Raw genomic sequence first — 21,274 nt, forward strand, 5'->3', positions numbered from 1 at the left:
GGATTCAAATGAAAATTGAAATAAAAGACACTTTAATTTCTGAAGAACAATTACAAGAAAAAGTAAAAGAACTAGCGCTTCAAATCGAACGTGATTTTGAAGGAGAAGAAATCGTTGTAATCGCTGTATTAAAAGGATCTTTCGTATTCGCTGCTGATTTAATTCGTCATATTAAAAACGAAGTAACTATCGACTTTATCTCTGCATCTAGCTACGGAAATCAAACAGAATCAACTGGAAAAGTAAAACTATTAAAAGATATCGATGTAAACATTACTGGAAAAAACGTAATTGTCGTAGAAGACATTATCGATTCTGGTTTAACACTTCACTTCTTAAAAGATCACTTCTTCATGCATAAACCAAAAGCATTGAAATTCTGTACGTTACTTGATAAACCTGAGCGCCGTAAAGTGGACTTAAAAGCTGAATATGTTGGCTTCCAAATTCCAGACGAATTTATCGTTGGCTACGGTATCGACTGCGCAGAAAAATATCGTAACTTACCATTTATCGCTTCAGTTGTAACGGAATAATATAATAAAGTGAAACCTTAATCAGTGGGATTTTTGTCCATCCCCAATGATTATTGGCCCGCAAATAGCGGGATCAAATAAGCTTCCATGCATTATTGGTGGAAGTTTTATTTCTATCGTAATTTATAAAAACAAAGGGAGAGATGAAGAATGACAAAAACAAAATTTGAAAAAGTACTCCTCATCGTAAATCCGAAAGCAGGACAAGGCGATTTACATACGAACTTAACAAAAATCGTACCACCACTTGCCGCAGCTTTTCCTGACCTACATATCCTTCATACGAAAAAACAAGGTGATGCAACAAAATATTGCCAAGAGTTTGCTAGTAAAGTAGATTTAATTATCGTCTTTGGTGGTGATGGAACTGTATTTGAATGCACAAACGGCTTAGCCCCTCTTGAAACTAGACCTACACTTGCAATCATTCCAGGTGGAACTTGCAACGACTTCTCTCGCACACTTGGTGTTCCGCAAAATATTGCAGAAGCAGCGAAACTCATTACAAAAGGACATGTAAAACCAATTGATGTCGCAAAAGCAAACGGACAACACTTCTTAAACTTCTGGGGCATTGGACTCGTATCTGAAGTATCAAACAATATTGATGCAGAAGAGAAAGCAAAGCTTGGTAAAATTGGTTACTATTTAAGCACCATTCGAACTGTAAAAAATGCTGAACCATTCCCAGTAAAAATTACTTACGACGGACAAGTGTATGAAGATGAAGCTGTCCTTGTTATGGTTGGAAACGGTGAATATCTCGGGGGTATCCCATCCTTTATTCCGAACGTAAAATGTGATGACGGAACACTTGATATTTTCGTAGTCAAATCAACAGGCATTCAAGCGTTTAAAGATTATATCGGAAAGAAACTATTTGAAGACTCAAATGAAAATGACATCTTCCACGTCAAAGCTAAATCCATTCATATTGAAACAGAAGAAGAAAAAGAAGTAGATACAGATGGTGAAAGCTCTCTTCATACACCGTGTCATATTGAGTTGTTACAAGCGCACTTTACGATGATTTATAATCCTAATGTTGTGTAATGAAAAAAACGAGTGATATCACTCGTTCTTTTCTTCTAATCTAATTATGTCGTTGTATAATTTCTTGTATTTCTTTAACTCTCTCTAAAGTAATTCCATTTCTTTGTTCTATCGCTAAAGGGTGATCGGTTGGCTCTAATTCAACATACGGTGCCATTCCAACTTCTCTTATATGTACATTTGTCTTTAAATTTAGTGTTTCTGGATAAACTGGTATTTCTACAGATAACCAGCCAAAATGAGGATCACTATTCTCTCGTCCTCTCTCATCCCACTCTTCTAGTACTTTATCATAACTTTCTTTACTAAGTGATACCCACACAGTCCAGATGAAATTTTCGTGGTAATCAATTATAGGAAGTTCTAAACACCCTCTAATGAAGTAATGTTCATCGTCCATTATGCAAAGATCTGATGTTAAATGGAAGCGTCCCTCTCTTTCATGAGGTGCTACCTCGTAGTAATAATATGGTGCTTCACTTCCATAACATAAAGGGAGTGTAAAGCGGTTCATTTGTATCTTTTCTCCGGACTTTCTTCTTCTTTTCATCTCGCTCTCCTATCCATGTCATACACAAAATTTATCTACATTTTCCAGTGTGTATTAAAATCCTTAATCTTCAATATTATCTAATTGAGTCTTATAACATTCATCACACTCTATTGCAGTAGGAAGAATGCCTCTTTCATCAGGTAATAAAACTCTTAATACTTCTCGATCCATCTCTACGAAAGACTTCATAATAACGGGATATCCTTCAATAATATTCGTATACTCAATCCCTTGTTCAAACTTTTCCCCACTACGTACTTCTTCTACTATAGAACAAAAAACATCATGCGCAACTTCAGGATCCATATTTAATATTATTTGTAGATCTTGATGATTCAAATTTTCTCTTAGACCATGAGTGTGATAATTAGCATGAATACCATCATTATCTTCCGCTAGTATGCTATGCATATACCATCCATGTTCTTGTAACATTTCTTCTTCCCATGCATCTGAATCTTCTTCCAAATCTTCATCAAGCAAATTCGGATCATACCACACATCCTCGTAATCTCTAGCAATTAAAAATCTCCAACCAGGTGGTAATCCTAAATACTTCTTTATTTCAGGTACCCATTCATCAATATGTTGAACGTGTAAAGGAAGAAAGAAATCTTCTTCTGTCCCCATTTCTTCACCAGCCCAAATGTACCAACCTGTCGTTCCGTTTTCTACAGGCATTCGTAACCCATTAATCGGAACGATACCACTTTTCACATTTTGCGCTATTCCTAATTTCAAGTCATTCGGGGATTCTACATACTCTGCTCTATATTTGTCGCATATACTCATTTGCTCTTTTATGTATTTTTCCATCCTTTTAGCACACTCCCAAACTTCTGAAATATAGATTTCTTTGCCGAAGCACTCTCTAACTTCCATACCCCGCACGGATTATAAAATGGATCCTCTTGTTCATAGCGTTCATCTATATAATGAGCTAGACGATACATTGGGGAATCTTCTGTGAAACTAATTGTATCTCCATCTTTCAAATTAGGTTTTTCGAATATATTATGTAGGTTAAAATCATTTAATAAATCTACAGCTACTTCCGGATCTATTCCTCCGTCTAAAACAACATCTGGTAGATTAAATGCTTGCATTCCACACGAATAATAACCGCCCTCTTCATCTCCTACTAAAGTTACAAGGTGTGAGTACATAGGGAATATTTCCTTATCCTCTGCAAGCTCTTTCCATTCTTCTTTCGAATAAGCTACACCTGCTGTTTCAACTTTTAAAGCAAGTCCACCTGCATTTAAGAGTTCCATTCCTACATCAATCACTTCTTGTAACCTCTCTGTATCGTCAACTTTCGCAATAACATACACTGTATAAGTATGCTTCTCCAATTCCCGAAGCAATTCTTCATCAAAACGCTCACCGCTTGCATAGAAGAAAGCTTCTTCTAAAGATGTGTCTTGTTCATATACATCAATTTCAAAAACAATCTCCTTCTCCTTATGGTGCATAATATTCCCTGCTAACATATAGTTACTCTTACTCGCAACTTCTTGTATTAATTCTGTTCTATCTTTCCATAAACCAGGTACTCCAATAACGATTTGTGTCTCCATTAACATGCTCCCTTTTCAATTAAAATCACTACAATATTTTTGGATGATAAAAAAGTGTAGCTGAATTACTTAGCTCATTCTACTAATCTTCTTTGAAATCCTTAAGAAATATATAACAAATGTTTCTAATATATTGCTCTATATTATCCTCCAGTTATTTCTATCTTGCGATTTATACTACCTATTAATTAGCGCTACTCACTTTTATTAAAAATTTAATGAATTCTAGAAAGAAACTCAACTAAAAAAAATAAAATTTTAAAGAAAAATACCTATTCCGACTCTTTACTGACACTTTTCCATTTTCTATTTCATAATCAATCAAAATAAATTACAATATATTAATACAAAAACACATTGTAAACAAAGTGTAATATCTACCTTATTTATTAGTATTAAATAAGGTATTCACAAGAAAATCAAACAAAAAATCCCGTGTCAAATTGAATTATTACCAAAGTGTTCAACGATGATTTATAATCCTAAGCTTGTATAATCACTATTTCACTATAACTTTAATAATTACTAAACTTCGCATTTTTCAAAAAAATATAGTATGATGAATAAATAAAAGGTTGTTAACAAAATCGTTAACAACCTTTTTTGTTTTTTCTGAAAAACTTTTCAATTTAAGGGAGCGATCACATGTATTGGAGAAAAAATGATAAACCTGTAGAAGAACCAGAAGCAATTGCTGTGTGGGAATGCGAAGCAGACGACTGCCTTGGATGGATGCGTAAAAATTTTTCTTTAGAAGATAAGCCGCAATGCCCATTGTGTAAAGGTGACATGAAAAGTGGCGAAAGATTACTACAGAAGTTATAATACCTTTCCCTCTTTATCTTTTATATACTGAAAAAATAGAGGATTTTGTTTCTCCTTATCTACAGTACAAGTTGCTTCCTAATTACAAATAATGAAAGAAGCAGCTATTACGTAGAATAGCTGCTTTTTTGAATTTATAACTTCTTCATCGCTATAAATTCCATATAATATTCCCCTAAATTTAGCTCGATTCATCATCCCCCTTATTCACTACACACTACACTTCTTTCGGAAGAACAATTTTTTTATACAATTGAACTGTAATGAAATAATAAAACACATAAATGACTAAGAAAATAATAATCGGCAGCCAAATACGGAAATATGGATTATCTATTAAGAACGAGAACATGTTCATTCCGACTAATACGTGCGTTATACCTACGATCGCTGGGAATAAGAAAATGAAAAATAACTCTTTATAAATTGATTTCGTTAATAGCTCATAACGTACACCAATTTTACGAAGCATTTGATAGCGAATAATATCTTTTGAAGCACCAGAAAGAATTTTAAACATTAAACAGCTTGCCAGCATCGCTAAGAAAGCTATACCTAAGAAAAATCCCATGAATAGTGTTCCACTATAAGTACTGTAGTATTTTTCATACAGCATATATTTACTCAAAAGATGTACGCCCTTCATATCTTTATATTTAGCTAGCTCTAATTCATCAATTTTTTTCCATTCTTCTTTATACGTTATAAAATTGTCCGTTTTCCCCAGTATTATAATTTCTTCTTTACCTTGTATCCCATCATACATCTTTTGATCTACAATTTTTATCTTTTGACTAGGATTCATATATGTCTTTTGAAGAGACCGTAAAACATTTCCCCATTCTTCTGGAATTACATTGGTATTATTCTCATTTTTTTCTTGGCTATGACTTAAAACGGATCCCGCAATTAGTTCCCTCGAAACAGGAATGAATCGGCTACTATTCTCGTCATTTCCAGTACGTGTTAGCGGACGCTTTCTTTCCAAATCTTCTTTCAATTGATAAATAAACTGCTCATCTACTTTGTATCGATATTCATTCTTTTCTTTAAATGTAATACTATCTAGTATTTTCTTTTCTTCTGCTGTGGGATTTTTAATTTCGACATCATAGTATTCTGCACTCTCCACTATATTTGTAACATTATTTTTTAACGCCATACCACTGGAGATTGCACCCGCACCAAGAGCCACTAACATAGCAACTGTCGCTAATACTTTCGTTAAGCTATTAATAGAGAAACTTAACTGTGCAAACGTAAACGCATTGATTCCTTTTTCACTATGATTTTTATTCGCTTTTAGTTTATTAATAATAATGGGAAGGAATGATGCAAATAGCATGTAAGTTCCTAATGTTACTGTAATTGTTGCAATGATAAATCCTGATTCCTTTAGCTCCTTCATATAAATCATCGAAACATAGCCAACTGCTAATAAAATAATTGATAAAAGTGCTACTATACTTGTTAGTTTCCCTTTAGTAGACGTACGCTCTGTTTGACTATTGGAGTGAACGAGTTGTAATAGCGAATTACGCACTAGTTTCATACCATTCATAATTGCGGACAACATAAATAATGCAATGAAAAAGATGAAAGTAACAACGATTGATGGTACATAAAATGCATGATAACCACCGCCAGTAAATTCCAGCTCCTTCATCAGTAAATGTCCAACACCTTGTGCCAAGATTATACCGACTATCACACCTACTATAAGAGATACTATTCCTAATACAATTGTTTCAATAAACATGAGCAATGTAATTTTATGCTTTTTTGCCCCTAATACCATATACATACCAAATTCTTTTTGCCGAAGTGATAATAAAAATGAATTGGCGTATAAAATATAAAATAATGTAATAAATCCTAATAAAAATGAGCCCGTTTGAAAGACGGAAAAAATCCCATCCATAGAATTCCCTTCAATAAACGTCTTATTTAACGCTAACGTTTGAAACATATAAAAAATTGAAATAGACATAATAAGCCCAACTAATAAGACCATATAGTCTTTTCGTTTACTTTTTAGTCCCGACATGGAAAGTTTGAATAACATGTTGAACCTTCTTTCTTATGCTTTTTGTGTGCCTAAATCCGCAAGCACATCTAAAATTTCTTTATAGAACTCATCACGCGTACCTCTGCGATGAATTTCTTTATACAGTTCTCCGTCTTGGATAAATAAAATACGTCGGCAGTAACTCGCACTAAATGGATCATGTGTAACCATCATAATCGAAACATCCTGTTCTTCATTTAAGTTGGTCATCGACTCTAATAAACTTTTCGCATTTTTAGAATCAAGCGCTCCTGTTGGCTCATCTCCTAAAATAATGGCTGGCTCATGTACAAGTGCACGGGCCGCTGCCGAGCGTTGTTTTTGTCCACCAGATACTTCGGACGGATATTTTTGAAGAATCTCTGAAATTCCTAACATTTCTGCTACCTTTTTCACCTTTGATTCAATTCTTTTCGAATGAACGCCTTGCAGAGAAAGCGGTAATGCAATGTTTTCATAGATTGATAAATTTTCAAGTAAGTTAAAATCTTGAAAGATAAACCCTAGTGTCTCTGAGCGAAAATCAGATAATTCTCCCTGCTTCATTTTCGTAATATCTATTCCAGCAATTTCAACAATTCCACCTGTTGCCTTATCTAATGTAGAAATTACATTCAATAATGTTGTTTTTCCTGAACCAGATGGTCCCATAATTCCAACGAATTCACCCTCTTGAATTGAGAACGATACATTCTTTAGTGCATGTGATTGACTCTCATCTTTTTTACCGTATACCTTTTGTACATTCTTTACCTCTACAACTGATGCTTTCATATATATCCTCCTACACTTCTTTTTCCTATCTTTTATTTTCCCTACATATTTTCCGAGCACTTCTTAACCCATTTCTAAGTATAGATAGCATTTCTTAATAAATAGCAGCGGATATTCTTAACATTTCTTTAAGAATATGAAAAAGCCCCAAAGCTAGTAGCTTGGGACTTTTGATTTCTCTATTCTATTTTGGAGTAAGAAATAAAGTATTTATTTCTCCTCTTTCATCTTAATTTTCGCTTGTTTATAAAAATCTAATTTCTCTTTGTTATATTCTTGTGTATATCTATTAAATTTCTCTTTTTCTCGTTGAATGTCCTCATTCATTTGATTTACACCTTTAATCTTTTCACTAACCTTTTTTAAGTTCGTTTCTTTTTCACCTAAGCTTTTATATAATTCTCTTTCAGATTTCATTAACTTTTGATACGAATCATTCATCTTACTAAAAGATGCATAACGCTTTTTATAAATATCCTGTATTTTTTTTGCTTGTTTCTGAAGAGCTGCATCTTCCATTTTATCTATAGTTTTATGAACTGATTTTACTTCTTCTTGTGCTTTTCCAAAAGCTTCTTTTTCTTTGTTCCATACTTTTTCACGTTCATCAATACTTTTTGTAGCTTGCTCTAGCTTCGGCATAATTGCTTGGTTACTATCTTTACCATCATTTATAATTTGATTGTATAACTCTTGACCTTGTTTTTCTAAGACCTCTAGTTTTTTCGCATCTTCAGAAACCATCTTTTCTTGCTTCATCGCGTTTTCAAATGCGACGTACAATTCTGCTTCTGGCTTTGCGCCAAAGCACCCTGTCAATAAGCTTATAGATATAATTCCCGTAATCGTTAACGCTTTATAAATCAATATCAGTTCCTCCTATGTTACATACGTTTATCATGCATAAAGTTCAATGGGAAATGATCATCTTCATGATACGCTTCCAATTCATACCCTTTTTCTTTTAAACCTTTAATAATAGCAGGTACTGCTGCAACGGATTGCGGATGAATGTCATGCATCAAAATCACTTCTTTTTGATCTGTCGCACCAGCCAGTACATTTTGAACAATTTTTGCTGTTGCTGTATTTATTGGCATTCCACTGTATTCCCAATCTAATGAATCAATTGTCCAATCCCATACTTTAAGACCATTTTCTACAACTTTATTACGAAGTTCTTCGTGTAACCCAGGCTTCGAACCATATGGCGGACGTGTTAGTTTTGGAGCATGTCCAAGAATACTAGCAATTAAACTTTGATCCTCTTTCATTTCATCTACATAGCCACCCTGGGCATATAATTTCTTGTTATTATGCGTCATACTATGCATTCCCACATAGTGTCCTTCTACTTCTTCTCGTTTTACTAAATCAGGATATGATTTTACATTTTGACCGATTAGAAAAAATGTTGCTTTCGCATCATTTTCCTTTAATATATCTAGTAACTGTGCCGTATACTTTCCTGGACCATCATCAAAAGTAAGATAGGCAATTTTCCTAGTTTGACCATTAAATTGCGTTGGTGCTACCTTATTCATTTCCACTTTTATTTGTTCATTTGCATACTGAACTGAATTTTCTTGATTTGCTATCGCTTTTGCAGGTGAGGTTATCGATTGAAATACGAAAAAAGCTCCTCCCACTACAACTGTAGCTACTGTCATTACAACTATGTTTTTTACCTTTAACAATTTCCCCATTCTATTAATTCCTTTCTACATCCCTTACTTATTAATGAAATATTAATCTAGCTTTTCAAGTCTTCCTCGTTATATATTTATCTTTCCTTCGGAAGAACAATCCTCTTATATAATTGTACAGTGATTAAATAGTAGACTATATAAATTCCTAGGAATATACAAATCGGCATCCATATGTTCACATATGGATTCACAAAAAATTTAACAAATGTAAATATGTTCATTCCTACCAAAACATGAATGAGACCCAATATTGCTGGAAATAGAAATACGATACCTAATTCTTTATACATAGATTTTATAAGTAATTCTTTACGCACCCCAATTTTTCGAAGCATCTCATACCGCCCTATATCTTTCGTAGCCCCAGAAAGGATTTTAAACATTAAACAACTTGCCATCATAGCTAAAAAAGCAAGACCTAAAAAGAATCCCATAAAGGAAGTTCCTTTTGAAAAGGCGAGCATAGATTCATAATCACCATAGTTCGTTGGTAAATATACATCTGCTTTAGGCCTATTAGTGGCAGCAGCTATTTTTTCAATTTGACGATTATCCATCTCTTTTAACTCTGTTTTATACTGTAAAATATTATCTACTTTAGCAATAAAAAACGTATGCTCATTCCCTTGAATTGTTTCATAACGGTTTTTATCGACAATATAGACAGGCTTACGATCATATACAGTAATATTCGACCTAAAATCACTATCCACAATCTTGTCCCAGTTCATCGGTAACGTAGAACTAGATGGATCAACTTCCTCTCCCTTAAACATCCTATAGCTCGAAGATGGAAGTTGTTCAGAAATATGTGTTGTCTCTTTCTTTCTGAATAGAAGTGGAGGATTCTCTAATAATTCCTCTTTTAAATAGTACACAGCTTGATTATCAACTTTATATTTATACTGCTTTTTATCTATAATTTTCATTTTTTCCATAGCTTTATAATCTATCGCTACCGGATCATGCAGCGTAATATCATACCCTGGCATACTTTCTGCTGTAAGGATTACATTTTTTTGTAAAGACATCCCACCAGCCATCGCTCCTACACCTAGGCCAATTAACATCGTTACAGTTCCTAGTATTTTTGCCAAACTACTTACACGGAATTGCAGTTGTGCAAATGTAAATGCATTTAATTTCTTCTCGTTTAAATAGCGCGTTTTCTTTAGCCTATTAACAAACGCAGGTAAGAGTGAAATAAATATAAGATATGTCCCAAGTGTAATCGTGAATAATGGGAGTAAAATAGCACCAGCACCTTTTATTCCTACGAAGATCACAAAATAATACCCTACACCTAGGCCTAGCAAACTACATAAGGTTAACAATATTGTAGCTGGGCCTTTCATTCTTATGCGCTCCGTTTGCTGCTCTGCACGAATTAAATCTAATTCTGTTTTAAGTGCTATACGAATCGCATTCACAAAGGATGTAAGCAAAAATAATACACTAAAAAATATGAATGTTATTTTGAATGCAGGACCATAAAATGCTTGATAACCTTCCGCTGATATTTCCAATTGTTTCGTTAAAAATTTGCTTACAAAATTAGAAAGAATAGCTCCGAATACACTACCTAGCACTAGTGAAATCATTCCCATAATAAACGTCTCAAAAAACAAAAGTTGACTGATTTTACTCTTTTTTGCCCCTATTACAAGATACATGCCAAGTTCTTTCCGCCGGAGTGAAAGGAGAAAAGAGTTTGCATAAAAAATATAAAAGAATGTAATAAACGCCACCAAAACAGATCCTATTTGAAATACAAATACAATTGAACCAATGATGCTGTTATTCATTGTAAATTCTTTATTTAACGCAAGTGTTTGAAACATGTAAAATATAGAAATCGAGATTACAAGACCTATTAGTAAAACGATGTAATCCTTTATCATTTTTTTCATACTGGAAATAGAAAGTTTTAATAACATATTTTACGCCCACGTTTCTCTACAGTATGGTGTAATACATTCATTTTTTTACTATGTACTTTTTGTACAACGTTCTCATCAAATATTAAAGTTTTCATATTGCCTCCTGTCATGTTGCGAGTGTTTCGATCATGCTATTTTTGTAGCTACTAACAATCATTTTATCTTTTACTTGCGAGCAGAAATATTGATTCCTCTTACATTATCCTTACATTTTTGTAATGTATATCTCTAACTAAATTATAATATACGAATTAAATGTTTTATAAACCAATTCATATACCATTACTTTGTTCTCACGAAGATGACGTCAATAACGTTTTCGAAGAGCCATTATTCTCGCGCTCAAATAATGCATTTACAAATATAAATTCGAAGGATGTTGTATAGTTTTTCTAGCCTACTGGAGAGGTTATATAAATAATTAATATTAAAAATGGACAAAAAAAAGACCCACTGTAATACTTAATAACTTTGTACTTATCATCAGTTTACCTCTTCATTATAATTGTCCGAGATAAAGATAAGATAAAGATAAAATAAAAACGATATAAAGATATGACTACATATTATTACATTTAGTACCATTTTATTTTTCCTTATCCCTCTTACTCTTTACTTTACATTAATTCTCTTCGTTTCTAATTCACCGCTCATAGACACTATATAAAACTATTATTTAGGTTCTATTAAAATTACATCTTCTAAATCATATAAGTTTGCCTTTGGTTTTGCATAAATAATATAAGCAAGACCATATTGATCTGGTTCTTGCTCTATCACCTCTGCTACTTCAAGACCGGGTGGTATTTTCTGACTTAATTCAGAGGTAATAATGCTATCACCTATTTTTATTTCTTTCGCTTTATCTGATGGAATATTATCAATTCGAAGGGCTTGTTTTTTCTTATCATACCCTGTAACAAATCCTAAAATAGATGAATCATTTTGGAAGGTGATTGCTAAACGATTTGTTCGTTCATCATTCGTAATTAATTTCACAACAGATGTAAATTGATCTACACTCTCTACCTTTCCAATAAAACCGTTCACCGTAATAACAGCCATATCAGCCTTTACACCATGTTGTGAACCTCTATCAAGAGTGATTTCTCTATACCACTCTTCTGCTACACGGCTTACTACTGTAGCTTGAATGAAATTATATTTTCCCTGTTCCTTTAATTCTTTCTCCTTACTAATAAGTTTATTAAAGTTTTCTTTCTCCTCACTTAACATTTGCACTTTACTCTTTAACGATTCTTGATGTTCAATTTTTTCTTTCAATACTTGATTCTCTTTATATACTTTATAAATGTCTTCTATATTATGAACAATATTTTGGACATGCTTATTATTTGTACATACATATACCATCAATAAAGCCAAAAGAATAATTGAAAGAAATAATAATATTTTCTTCTTAGAAACCTGCATGATCATCTTGTTACTCCTTACCATTTTTTATCTACACAATATAGAATACTAGTAGTTGTATACAGAAGAAATGCAGTTTAGATAAAGTTCAGATAAACTTTATCTTCTTTATAAAAAATTTAGAAATTATCATATACTGCTACTATATTCAGGGCTTAATTGTTACTTTTTCTTTTGCTTTGGCCGGTATTTCCTCACGCTGTACTTCTTCCCACTGCATACCATAAGTCCTTTTAGATTTAATCTTTAAATATGCTCCTATTCTTAAATGTTTTGTAGTAGTCAGCATAATCTTTTGTTCTTTTCCAGATTCATCATACCCTTTAAATTTATAACTCCATCTACCAAAACCTTTACTTTTCACTTCATATTCCCCATCACTGTCGACAACAGCATAATAAACATCTTCTTTAATAAATGGATTGAGTTGATCTACCATCGGTCCACCTTTCACTACAAGTAATGTAACTCCAACTATAATCAATACGATAAACGCACTTAATTTTTTCATATAACTTTCGATTCTCCACTTCTCTGTTTTATTAATCAACGTCCACCTGAATGATGGAATAAGACTCTCTCTAAATCAATAGCAACACTATCACTCATTCTTCCCTAATTAGAAGGTAACCGATATTTCTAACGTTCTTCTAATTAAATTGGTAATAAAATAATAAATTGAATAACCCCATTTTCATATTCCGCTCGAATGTCCCCTTTATGCAATTCAACAATGCTTTTTGCAATTGCAAGCCCCAAGCCTGAACCTTCTACAGCCCTACTTCTTGATTGGTCTTTTTTATAAAAACGCTCAAACAAGTTCTCTAACTCTCTTTGGGTAAATTCTTCACTATGATTTGCTATTGAAACTCTAATATGACGTTCTTCCCTTTGAATAGAAACTTTAATTTCTTCTTTTTCCACGCTATATTTAATTGCATTTGTTAAGAGATTTTCAAACACACGTACCATTTTTTCCGAGTCCACAACAGCATATATACGATCTTCTTGAAATTCTTTCACGAATGAAAGATTATGTTCCTCCGCTTGTGGTACTAGCTCTTCTATTAATTGATCAAGTAGTTCATTCATACACACTTCTTGCGAATCTAACACCATATTTTCATCTGTTAGTTTTGTATACTCAAACAAATCCTCTATTAACATCTTCAACTGCTCTGACTTTGAAAAGGCAATTTTTATATACTCATCATACTGTTCTTTATTTTCATATTTTGCATCACCTAGTAAACGTAAATACCCCATAATAGAAGTAAGTGGAGTTCTTAAATCATGTGATACATTTGTAATCAATTCACTTTTTTGTTTCTCTATTTGTTTTTCTTTTTCTATATTAGACAAAAGCTTTTCTGCCATTTGATTAATATTTGAAATTAATAATCCTATTTCATCTTGACCTGCCTGTTTGATTTTATATTGTAAGTTACCTTTCGAAAACTCTCTTACTCCTTCTGCCATCGCTTCAATTTGATTCATCTTCCTTTTCGTTATATAAAAGAAAGAAAGTAGAAAAGTAATAAAGCCTAGTAAAGATGGAAATGGGCTACTACCGTTCACTACATACTTTACATTTCCTTGTGGTATACCACTTGCAATGATATACATATTTTTCGTATTAACAGTAACTGGATAAAAGGTTGTAAACTCCTTACGCTTTTGTTCAGCTCTATCTTGAATTAAATTGTGTGCCTCTACATATCGTACTTGATCCATTTTAAAATCCATTACATTACGCATCGTCTCATGAAGATTAATCTGTTCTTCCGGTGCTCCCTTTGTTTTATAAACCACTTTCCCATTCTCATCTATTATTAAAACCTTCAATTGATTCCTGTGATTCAATTGATCAAGCAGTTCTTGTATATTAATTTCCTTGCCTTCTTCTGTCATACTTTCAACAAGCCTTTTTGTCTGTCCATCAATGGCTTCCATACCTGATGCATAATCAATGATAGAAATTTTATTCGCATCCTCGAAAAAGGAAGTTGCAGACCACCCTACTAATACACCAAGTAATGTACAGAAAGTAAATGTAGCAATCAACTGTACACGTATACTCTTTTGCAAATAACTCACTGTTTTACCTATCATTTTTTTAAAAACTTGATTCATCCATATTATCGGTTCAAATATCTTTCTCAATCTTGTAGCCAACTCCCCATACTGTTTTAATGTAACGAGGCTTCCTTGGAATTGCCTCTATCTTTTCACGTATTTTCCGAATATGTACCATCACAGTATTATCGGATTGGAAAGCTTGCTCTTTCCATACTCTTTCATAAATTTGCTCTGCATTTAATACCATTCCTTGATTTCGTGCAAGCAATTCTAATACCTCAAACTCTCTCGGTGTCAATTTCACCTCTTTATTTGCGATAATGACCTGCCGCGTTGCTATATTTATCTTTATATCTCCAACTTCAAATACATTTTCATCTTTTACACTTGCCCCGCTCATTTTCATATATCTCCGAAGTTGTGATTTAATACGAGCAATGAGTTCAAGTGGATTAAATGGTTTTGCTACGTAATCGTCTGCCCCAGTTGTTAACCCTAAAATCTTGTCCATATCTTGCGTTTTTGCCGACAGCATAATAATGGGCATTTCCGCTATTTCTCTCACTTTCATACACATATGAATACCATCTATTTTCGGCATCATAATATCAAGTACAATTAGATGCACGTCTCTTTTCTTTACTATTTCTAAACCCTCTTCACCATCTCCAGCTTGTAATACTTCGTACCCTTCATTCTTCAAATAAATGGCGATAAGCTTTCTAATTTCCTTCTCATCGTCTACGATAAGTATCGTTTCCTTACTCACAAAATCTCCTCCAGCATCGTTTACCAAACTATGAATGTTACTTTATTTCACTCACTACTGCATTTCTCTTTTGAATGTACACATAAGAAATGCTAGTAATGATCATAATGCCCCCGCCTAAATACATCCCATACTTCGTTGCAAGTGCTACAATCGTTTCAATATGTTTTCCGAATAGAGCGCCCAACATGAAATAAGCTAGTGTCCAAACAAGTCCTGCCATATAGGAATACAATGCATACGTTTTAAATGACATGTTATTCATTCCTACTAAATACGGTACGATATGCCTCACAACAGGTATAAAATAACTTATTACTAATGCATAATGACCATATTTACCTATCACCTCTTGTGATTTTAAAAGGTACTTCGCCTTTTTCTTTTTCATCAATTTGTTAAGTACTTTTATGCCAAATATTTTCCCTAGTATATACCCTAAAGAAAGACCTGATACAACACCTAAATATGTTAATAAAAAAGCTGGAATCACACTTAATATACCCATTGATGATACAAACCCACCACTCATGACAATCATTTCATCAGGAATTGGCATACCGACGATTCCTAGCCATAAACAAAAGAATAGCGCCCAATAACCGTACTGCTCAATGTATGACATTAATTCATGTAACTCCATTATGCATATGCTCCCCTTAACTCTTTTCTACAGCTAAAGACGTAAGCTGGTGGGAAATTAAGCCACACTTTTTCTAGTGTAATTTCAGGGAAGAAATGCTGTATAAATCCTTTTTTCACAAGTGAATATTGAAATGTAATAAATTCTCCATTCTGTTGCAGTGACTCCATTACATTACTTAAAATTCGTGCTGAAACCTCCTTCGGTAAAGAGGCAAACGGTAGCCCAGATAACACATAATCAATACTCTCTACGTTTAGCTCTTCCATATACTTTTTTATATTTTCAGCTGAACCGTGTATAACGATAACACTCGAATCATCTTTAAACTTTTTCTTTAACTCTTTGAAAAAAACTTCATTAATTTCAACAAGAATAAATATCGTTTCTTTCTTTTTTCTCTTCATAATCCCTTTTGTGAAAGATCCTGTGCCAGGTCCTAATTCTACAATGTACTTCGCTGTTTCAAAATCGATTGCATCTACCATTTTCTTTGCTAATATGTGAGAACTCGGTGCAATTGCCCCAGTATGTTTCGGATGTTTAATAAATTCGGTTAAGAATGTAATAAGCTGCATATATACTTCTCTCCATTCGTTCGATATTTCTAACTTGTTTTTAAGTATAACTATCGTTTCTTAACAAATATTGTGGAGATTTCTTAAKATTTTATGAAGATGAAGGAAATTTCCTTATTTACTATAAGCAGACATAAAAATTGAATTACAAGGATAAACGACTCGAACATATACGAATAAGGCATCTTGTTTATTTACCATGAAGGATCATGATCCTACTCCGATTTTGTATAGCGAAGTTACTATTTTTATGTTAGAATCCTCTAAGATATTTGGAATTAGTATAGAAATCATTTTTGGAGGCTTTATGAATAATCAAAACGATAATAAACCAAATGCATTGTTTGCATCTATACAAATAGTGCTACCACTTTTATTGCCTATTCTTGTCCCTACATTTTTAATAGTGGGAATGAAAAAGTGGATACCTGATGAAGTTAAGTATCCAAGCATAATATCATTGTTCGCATTATGTATTGGATTTTTCATAGTAGGAATTCTCTTCTCTATTGTTTTACGTTTATGTAAATTATCTGAGGAAAAATTAAAAGAATTAGGATTTTTAGAATTTACACTTTCGGCTGTTAGCACATTTCTAAGTTTTTATGTAGGTTACTTTTGGTTGGCAGACCTTAACTTCACATCAGTTGAATTATCACCTCATGCCGTATTAATTTTCGCTATTTTATGTACCTTGCTGTTGGAAGGTATTTTTAAAGTAATGGACATGTTTGATAGTTCGGACGAAAATAAAGCTCACGTATAGACAAAAAAGCATCCGACTAACATGTTAGTCGGATGCTTTTTTACCAAGATAAAACAACTCTTTCATTACTTCGCGCTCACAATCTTATAATAAGAGCGAACTGTTAAGAAGTAATATCCGATATAAATAACGCTATATACTCCGATACTAATTAGAAGCGGAATCATAATTTCAAATGGTAGTATGTTCCCTAAACCTTTTAATGCAAACAAACTGTGTAGAATTCCGATTACTAGTGGAATTGCAAAGATAAAGCTCACTTGTTTTGCAATAGCTTTTTTCATTTCTTGTTTCGTTACACCGATTTTATGAAGGACAACGTAACGCTCACGATCTGCACTTGCTTCTGTTAGCTGTTTGAAGTAAATAATAGAACCTGTTGCTAGTAAGAATACAAGTCCTAAGAACATTCCGATGAACATCATTAGTCCAGTTGCTTCAAGTCCCATATGGAAACCAGTGTAGAAATCTCTAAATGTTGGTGTCATTTCTGATTCACCAGCTGGCATCACTTTTGTTAATTTTTCCGTTAACACTTTACTGTTTCTTTCATCTTTTACATCGATATTTTTTACAACACGTGTTCCAAATGCTTGCTTCGCTTGTTCATACATTTCATCTGGAACGACAACAACTAATTCACCTAAGTTCGTAATTGCATTATTATTTGCACCTTGGATCGTCAATGTCTTCGTTTCATTTCCAATTTGGAATACCGCTTTATTTCCTTTATATTCAGGGCTAAACTCATACCCTTCAATATAAGAACTATCATATATAAATGCTTCGCCAGTAGCTACATTCACTGTTTCCGCATCGATTTTTTTAGCAAGTTTATTAAATTCAGTTTGAGATATAAATTGATATTTCTCAGAGATACTGTAGTTCATATTAAAGATGAAATCGACTTTAGCTCCTTCAAACTTTCCTTTTACAGGAACCATCTCAACTTCAAATTGATCTTTTACAGGGTGATTCTCTTTCTCTTCAGCAAAAATCGCATTTACTTTCTTATCTAGTTCTGCATCTTTCTTTTCATAAGAGTAGCTGTATGGTGCAACTGCTTTGGATTGTGTAAATGTGTTGTAATACATCGTAACTGACGTACCAACCGCTGTTAATGTTACTGCACTTAAAATAGAAATTGTCGCAAGTGACTTTGCATTTCCTTTAATACGATATAGTAGCTGTGATGTCGTTACCATATTCATACCGTTATAAAACGATGATTTATTATTTCTTGCACGTTTCAATACGAATACTGTAAAGAACATAAATAGTAAATACGTACCTAATACTGTCGCAAGTAATATATAAAGTGCGACTGCCATAAAGTTTGCATACATAACTGCCTTCATAAACATTAACGCTAAGAAATAACCTGAGCCGATTAAGAAAACTGAAATTAACGCCATAATGACAGATCCTTTTGGCATTGCTTCTCCTTCACGTTCTGCGCGGAAAAGTTCAATTAACTTAAAGCGATAAATTAAACGATATCCTTGAAGTGATGTATACAATATAATCACAAAGAAAATAATTGCTGTATCAACAATTGCAGCCATCGGGACTTCAAAATGAACATTTAAGTTTAATCCCATCATACTTACAAGTAATTCAAGGAATAGTTTTGAAAGGACGCTACCAATCGCAATCCCAATAATTAAAGACATTAATCCCATTAACATATTTTCATAAAAGAGCATTTTACCAATTTGTCTTTTTCGAATACCTAATAAGGAATATAGTCCAACTTCTTTTTTACGTTTTCTTGTAAAGAAACCGTTCGAATATATAATAAACACTGCTACGAAAATGATTAGCATTACACTGGAAACTTGGAATGCACCGCTAATCTTTTTTGATGCTTCCGCTGCTTTTTCCATTTGTGAATTATACTGTAACGCCTTAAATGTAAAATAAATGACGATGCTAAATATCATAGATGCAAAATATACAAAGTAGTCTTTAAAGTTCCGCTGTATGTTGCGGAGGGCAATGCTAGATAAGGTCATCAGCCATACCTCCAGAAATGGAAGACATTACGTCAACGACTTTTTGGAAGAACTGTTTACGTGTTGATTCACCACGGTGTAATTCTTTATATAACTCACCATCTTTAATGAAAATAACTCGTTTACAATAACTCGCCGCAAACGCATCATGCGTTACCATTAAAATTGTAGAATTATCATATTCATTTAACGACTTCATACTTTCTAATAAATCTGTCGCTGATTTAGAATCAAGTGCTCCAGTCGGCTCGTCCCCAAATATCATACTAGGACTTGTAACGATTGCACGCGATGCTGCACAGCGCTGCTTCTGTCCACCGGATACTTGATATGGGAACTGACTTAAAATATGATCAATACCGAATTTCTTTGAGATTTCAAGAACGCGGCGATCAATCTCACTCGCTTTCACCTTTGATAACGCAAGAGGTAACGCAATATTCTCTTTCACCGTTAACGTATCTAATAAGTTATAATCTTGGAAAATGAAACCTAAATGATCGCGGCGGAATAACGCTAGCTTATCATCGTTCATCTTCACGATATCTTTTCCATCAATTAAAATTTCACCGTCCGTCGCATTATCAATTGTAGAAAGAACGTTTAGTAGCGTCGTCTTACCAGAACCCGACGGTCCCATAATTCCAACGAACTCACCTTCTTTTACTTGTAAGTTAATACCTTTTAAAGCTGCAAATTTATTACCACCTGTGTCATACACTTTTTCAATATTTTTTGCTTCTAACACTGTTTTCATCTCGACATCCCTCATTTCTTCTATTCTCTATTTTCAACTATATACACTCTCTACTCTTGCCACTATCGATGTTTCTTACACAAACATGACAGTTATGTAAGGCACATAAGTAAAGACATCAGAATTTAACCTAATGTACTAAAGTACTTTGTTACTATAACATTGGGATATCATGCCATCCATTCATTCTCCTTACAGGAACATTACAATTTTGTAAGGTTAAAAATGCCCCCACAAAGTTGTGCATGAAATGTCGGATGGAGCTATTTCGTTCCTGATATTCTATATACAGAGGAGGTCATATAATGGATTCACTTAAAAATATGAATGCGGCAATGCAGTATATTGAAGACAACCTTACACACGAAATTGATTTTAAAGAAGTCGCAAAAATAGCTTTCTGCTCCGAATATCATTTCAAAAGAATGTTTTCTTTTCTAGCTGGCATATCACTATCAGAATATATTCGCTGTAGACGTCTTACCCTTGCTGCCTTTGAACTAAAAGATAGCAATGCAAAAGTCATTGATGTCGCTATAAAATATGGCTACAACTCACCAGATTCATTTACACGTGCATTTCAAAATTTGCACGGAATAACGCCTTCAGAAGCTCGAAGTACTAGTCGTTCTTTGAAAGCTTATTCACCAATGACCTTCCAACTATCCATTCAAGGAGGAAATGAAATGAACTATCGAATTGAAGAAAAAGGGCCATTTCAAATCATTGGTATACAAAAACGAGTACCGATTGTTTTTAACGGTGTAAACGAAGAAATTGCTTCTATGTGGAAAAGTTTAGACAGCCAATCAATCGAAACATTAAAGTCCCTTTCAAATATTGAACCTACCGGAATTATTAGTGCTTCTACGAATTTTTCTGAAGGAAGAATGGAGGAAAAAGGCGAACTCGATCACTATATTGGAGTAGCCACAACGAAAGATTGTCCAAAGCAATTCAAACAACTTGAAGTCGCAGCTTCAACATGGGCTATATTTGAAGCTGTCGGTCCATTTCCTGATGCATTACAAAATGTGTGGGGACGTATTTATTCCGAATGGTTCCCTTCTTCGAATTATGAACTAGCGGAAGGACCGGAAATATTGTGGAATGAAAGTAAAGACGTATCCTCACCGAATTTCAGAAGCGAGATATGGATACCTGTTTTAAAAAAGTAATATAAAGGTCTAAAATT

Annotated in this window: 21 protein-coding genes; 5 read left to right on the plus strand and 16 right to left on the minus strand. The window is 33.5% G+C overall.

Annotation, left to right across the window (positions count from 1 at the left end):
• The first annotated feature begins 8 nt into the window (after positions 1-8).
• Positions 9-536, plus strand: coding sequence for a hypoxanthine phosphoribosyltransferase (gene hpt / locus AC1DS7_RS16870; RefSeq protein ID WP_002089187.1), 528 nt, complete (start codon positions 9-11; stop codon positions 534-536).
• A 150-nt stretch (positions 537-686) separates the two neighbouring features.
• Positions 687-1,589 (plus strand): diacylglycerol/lipid kinase family protein, encoded by a 903-nt coding sequence (locus AC1DS7_RS16875; RefSeq protein ID WP_002143521.1) that lies wholly within the window; start codon positions 687-689, stop codon positions 1,587-1,589.
• 40 nt (positions 1,590-1,629) lie between these two features.
• Here AC1DS7_RS16875 and AC1DS7_RS16880 read toward each other — a convergent pair whose 3' ends face one another.
• From AC1DS7_RS16880 to AC1DS7_RS16890, 3 genes are all read right to left on the minus strand, one after another.
• Positions 1,630-2,139, minus strand: coding sequence for a DUF2199 domain-containing protein (locus tag AC1DS7_RS16880; protein WP_215588557.1), 510 nt, complete (start codon positions 2,137-2,139; stop codon positions 1,630-1,632).
• 63 nt (positions 2,140-2,202) lie between these two features.
• On the minus strand, positions 2,203-2,958 hold the full coding sequence (locus tag AC1DS7_RS16885; protein ID WP_215569353.1) for a DUF4262 domain-containing protein: 756 nt from the start codon (positions 2,956-2,958) through the stop codon (positions 2,203-2,205).
• Positions 2,943-3,722: a DUF4261 domain-containing protein gene (locus AC1DS7_RS16890; RefSeq protein WP_215588558.1), complete on the minus strand. Its 780-nt coding sequence runs from the start codon at positions 3,720-3,722 to the stop codon at positions 2,943-2,945. Before AC1DS7_RS16890 ends, AC1DS7_RS16885 begins: the two co-directional genes overlap by 16 nt.
• Positions 3,723-4,367: 645 nt before the next feature.
• On the opposite strand from AC1DS7_RS16890, the gene AC1DS7_RS16895 reads away from it, so the two are divergent.
• Complete coding sequence (locus tag AC1DS7_RS16895; protein ID WP_002015777.1) at positions 4,368-4,547, plus strand: cold-inducible protein YdjO-related protein; 180 nt, start codon at positions 4,368-4,370, stop codon at positions 4,545-4,547.
• A 217-nt stretch (positions 4,548-4,764) separates the two neighbouring features.
• Here the strand turns inward: AC1DS7_RS16895 and AC1DS7_RS16900 are convergent, their stop codons facing one another.
• The 11 genes from AC1DS7_RS16900 to AC1DS7_RS16950 form a co-directional block, all read right to left on the minus strand.
• Entirely contained in the window at positions 4,765-6,612 is a 1,848-nt protein-coding gene (locus AC1DS7_RS16900; protein ID WP_002143526.1) for an FtsX-like permease family protein, read from the minus strand.
• Between the two features lie 15 nt (positions 6,613-6,627).
• Positions 6,628-7,389, minus strand: coding sequence for an ABC transporter ATP-binding protein (locus AC1DS7_RS16905; protein WP_002143529.1), 762 nt, complete (start codon positions 7,387-7,389; stop codon positions 6,628-6,630).
• A 210-nt stretch (positions 7,390-7,599) separates the two neighbouring features.
• Positions 7,600-8,259 (minus strand): YkyA family protein, encoded by a 660-nt coding sequence (locus AC1DS7_RS16910; protein ID WP_476999126.1) that lies wholly within the window; start codon positions 8,257-8,259, stop codon positions 7,600-7,602.
• 14 nt (positions 8,260-8,273) lie between these two features.
• A complete protein-coding gene (locus AC1DS7_RS16915; RefSeq protein ID WP_002143531.1) occupies positions 8,274-9,095 on the minus strand; it encodes a peptidoglycan-N-acetylglucosamine deacetylase in 822 nt (273 codons plus the stop codon).
• Positions 9,096-9,172: 77 nt separating this feature from the next.
• Positions 9,173-11,035, minus strand: a complete 1,863-nt coding sequence (locus AC1DS7_RS16920) for an FtsX-like permease family protein (protein WP_476999119.1) — start codon at positions 11,033-11,035, stop codon at positions 9,173-9,175.
• Between the two features lie 675 nt (positions 11,036-11,710).
• A complete protein-coding gene (gene mreC, locus AC1DS7_RS16925) occupies positions 11,711-12,478 on the minus strand; it encodes a rod shape-determining protein MreC (protein ID WP_002143534.1) in 768 nt (255 codons plus the stop codon).
• A gap of 142 nt (positions 12,479-12,620) precedes the next feature.
• Entirely contained in the window at positions 12,621-12,983 is a 363-nt protein-coding gene (locus tag AC1DS7_RS16930; protein WP_159147470.1) for a YxeA family protein, read from the minus strand.
• Positions 12,984-13,126: 143 nt separating this feature from the next.
• On the minus strand, positions 13,127-14,635 hold the full coding sequence (locus tag AC1DS7_RS16935; protein ID WP_002143536.1) for a sensor histidine kinase: 1,509 nt from the start codon (positions 14,633-14,635) through the stop codon (positions 13,127-13,129).
• Positions 14,619-15,320, minus strand: a complete 702-nt coding sequence (locus AC1DS7_RS16940) for a response regulator transcription factor (RefSeq protein WP_002143537.1) — start codon at positions 15,318-15,320, stop codon at positions 14,619-14,621. The genes AC1DS7_RS16935 and AC1DS7_RS16940 overlap by 17 nt, the downstream gene beginning before the upstream one ends.
• Before the next feature lie 37 nt (positions 15,321-15,357).
• Positions 15,358-15,963: a DedA family protein gene (locus AC1DS7_RS16945; protein WP_002143538.1), complete on the minus strand. Its 606-nt coding sequence runs from the start codon at positions 15,961-15,963 to the stop codon at positions 15,358-15,360.
• Positions 15,963-16,541 (minus strand): class I SAM-dependent methyltransferase, encoded by a 579-nt coding sequence (locus AC1DS7_RS16950; protein WP_002143539.1) that lies wholly within the window; start codon positions 16,539-16,541, stop codon positions 15,963-15,965. The genes AC1DS7_RS16945 and AC1DS7_RS16950 overlap by 1 nt, the downstream gene beginning before the upstream one ends.
• Positions 16,542-16,848: 307 nt before the next feature.
• Between AC1DS7_RS16950 and AC1DS7_RS16955 the strand changes: the two genes are divergently transcribed.
• Positions 16,849-17,307 (plus strand): epimerase, encoded by a 459-nt coding sequence (locus tag AC1DS7_RS16955; protein ID WP_215588561.1) that lies wholly within the window; start codon positions 16,849-16,851, stop codon positions 17,305-17,307.
• 65 nt (positions 17,308-17,372) lie between these two features.
• Here the strand turns inward: AC1DS7_RS16955 and AC1DS7_RS16960 are convergent, their stop codons facing one another.
• Both AC1DS7_RS16960 and AC1DS7_RS16965 read right to left on the minus strand, forming a co-directional pair.
• Positions 17,373-19,322, minus strand: a complete 1,950-nt coding sequence (locus tag AC1DS7_RS16960) for an ABC transporter permease (RefSeq protein ID WP_002129621.1) — start codon at positions 19,320-19,322, stop codon at positions 17,373-17,375.
• Positions 19,309-20,079 (minus strand): ABC transporter ATP-binding protein, encoded by a 771-nt coding sequence (locus tag AC1DS7_RS16965; protein WP_002015790.1) that lies wholly within the window; start codon positions 20,077-20,079, stop codon positions 19,309-19,311. The genes AC1DS7_RS16960 and AC1DS7_RS16965 overlap by 14 nt, the downstream gene beginning before the upstream one ends.
• Before the next feature lie 305 nt (positions 20,080-20,384).
• On the opposite strand from AC1DS7_RS16965, the gene AC1DS7_RS16970 reads away from it, so the two are divergent.
• A complete protein-coding gene (locus tag AC1DS7_RS16970) occupies positions 20,385-21,257 on the plus strand; it encodes an AraC family transcriptional regulator (protein WP_002143541.1) in 873 nt (290 codons plus the stop codon).
• Positions 21,258-21,274: the final 17 nt, after the last annotated feature.

The organism is Bacillus sp. P4_E1, assembly GCF_056401715.1.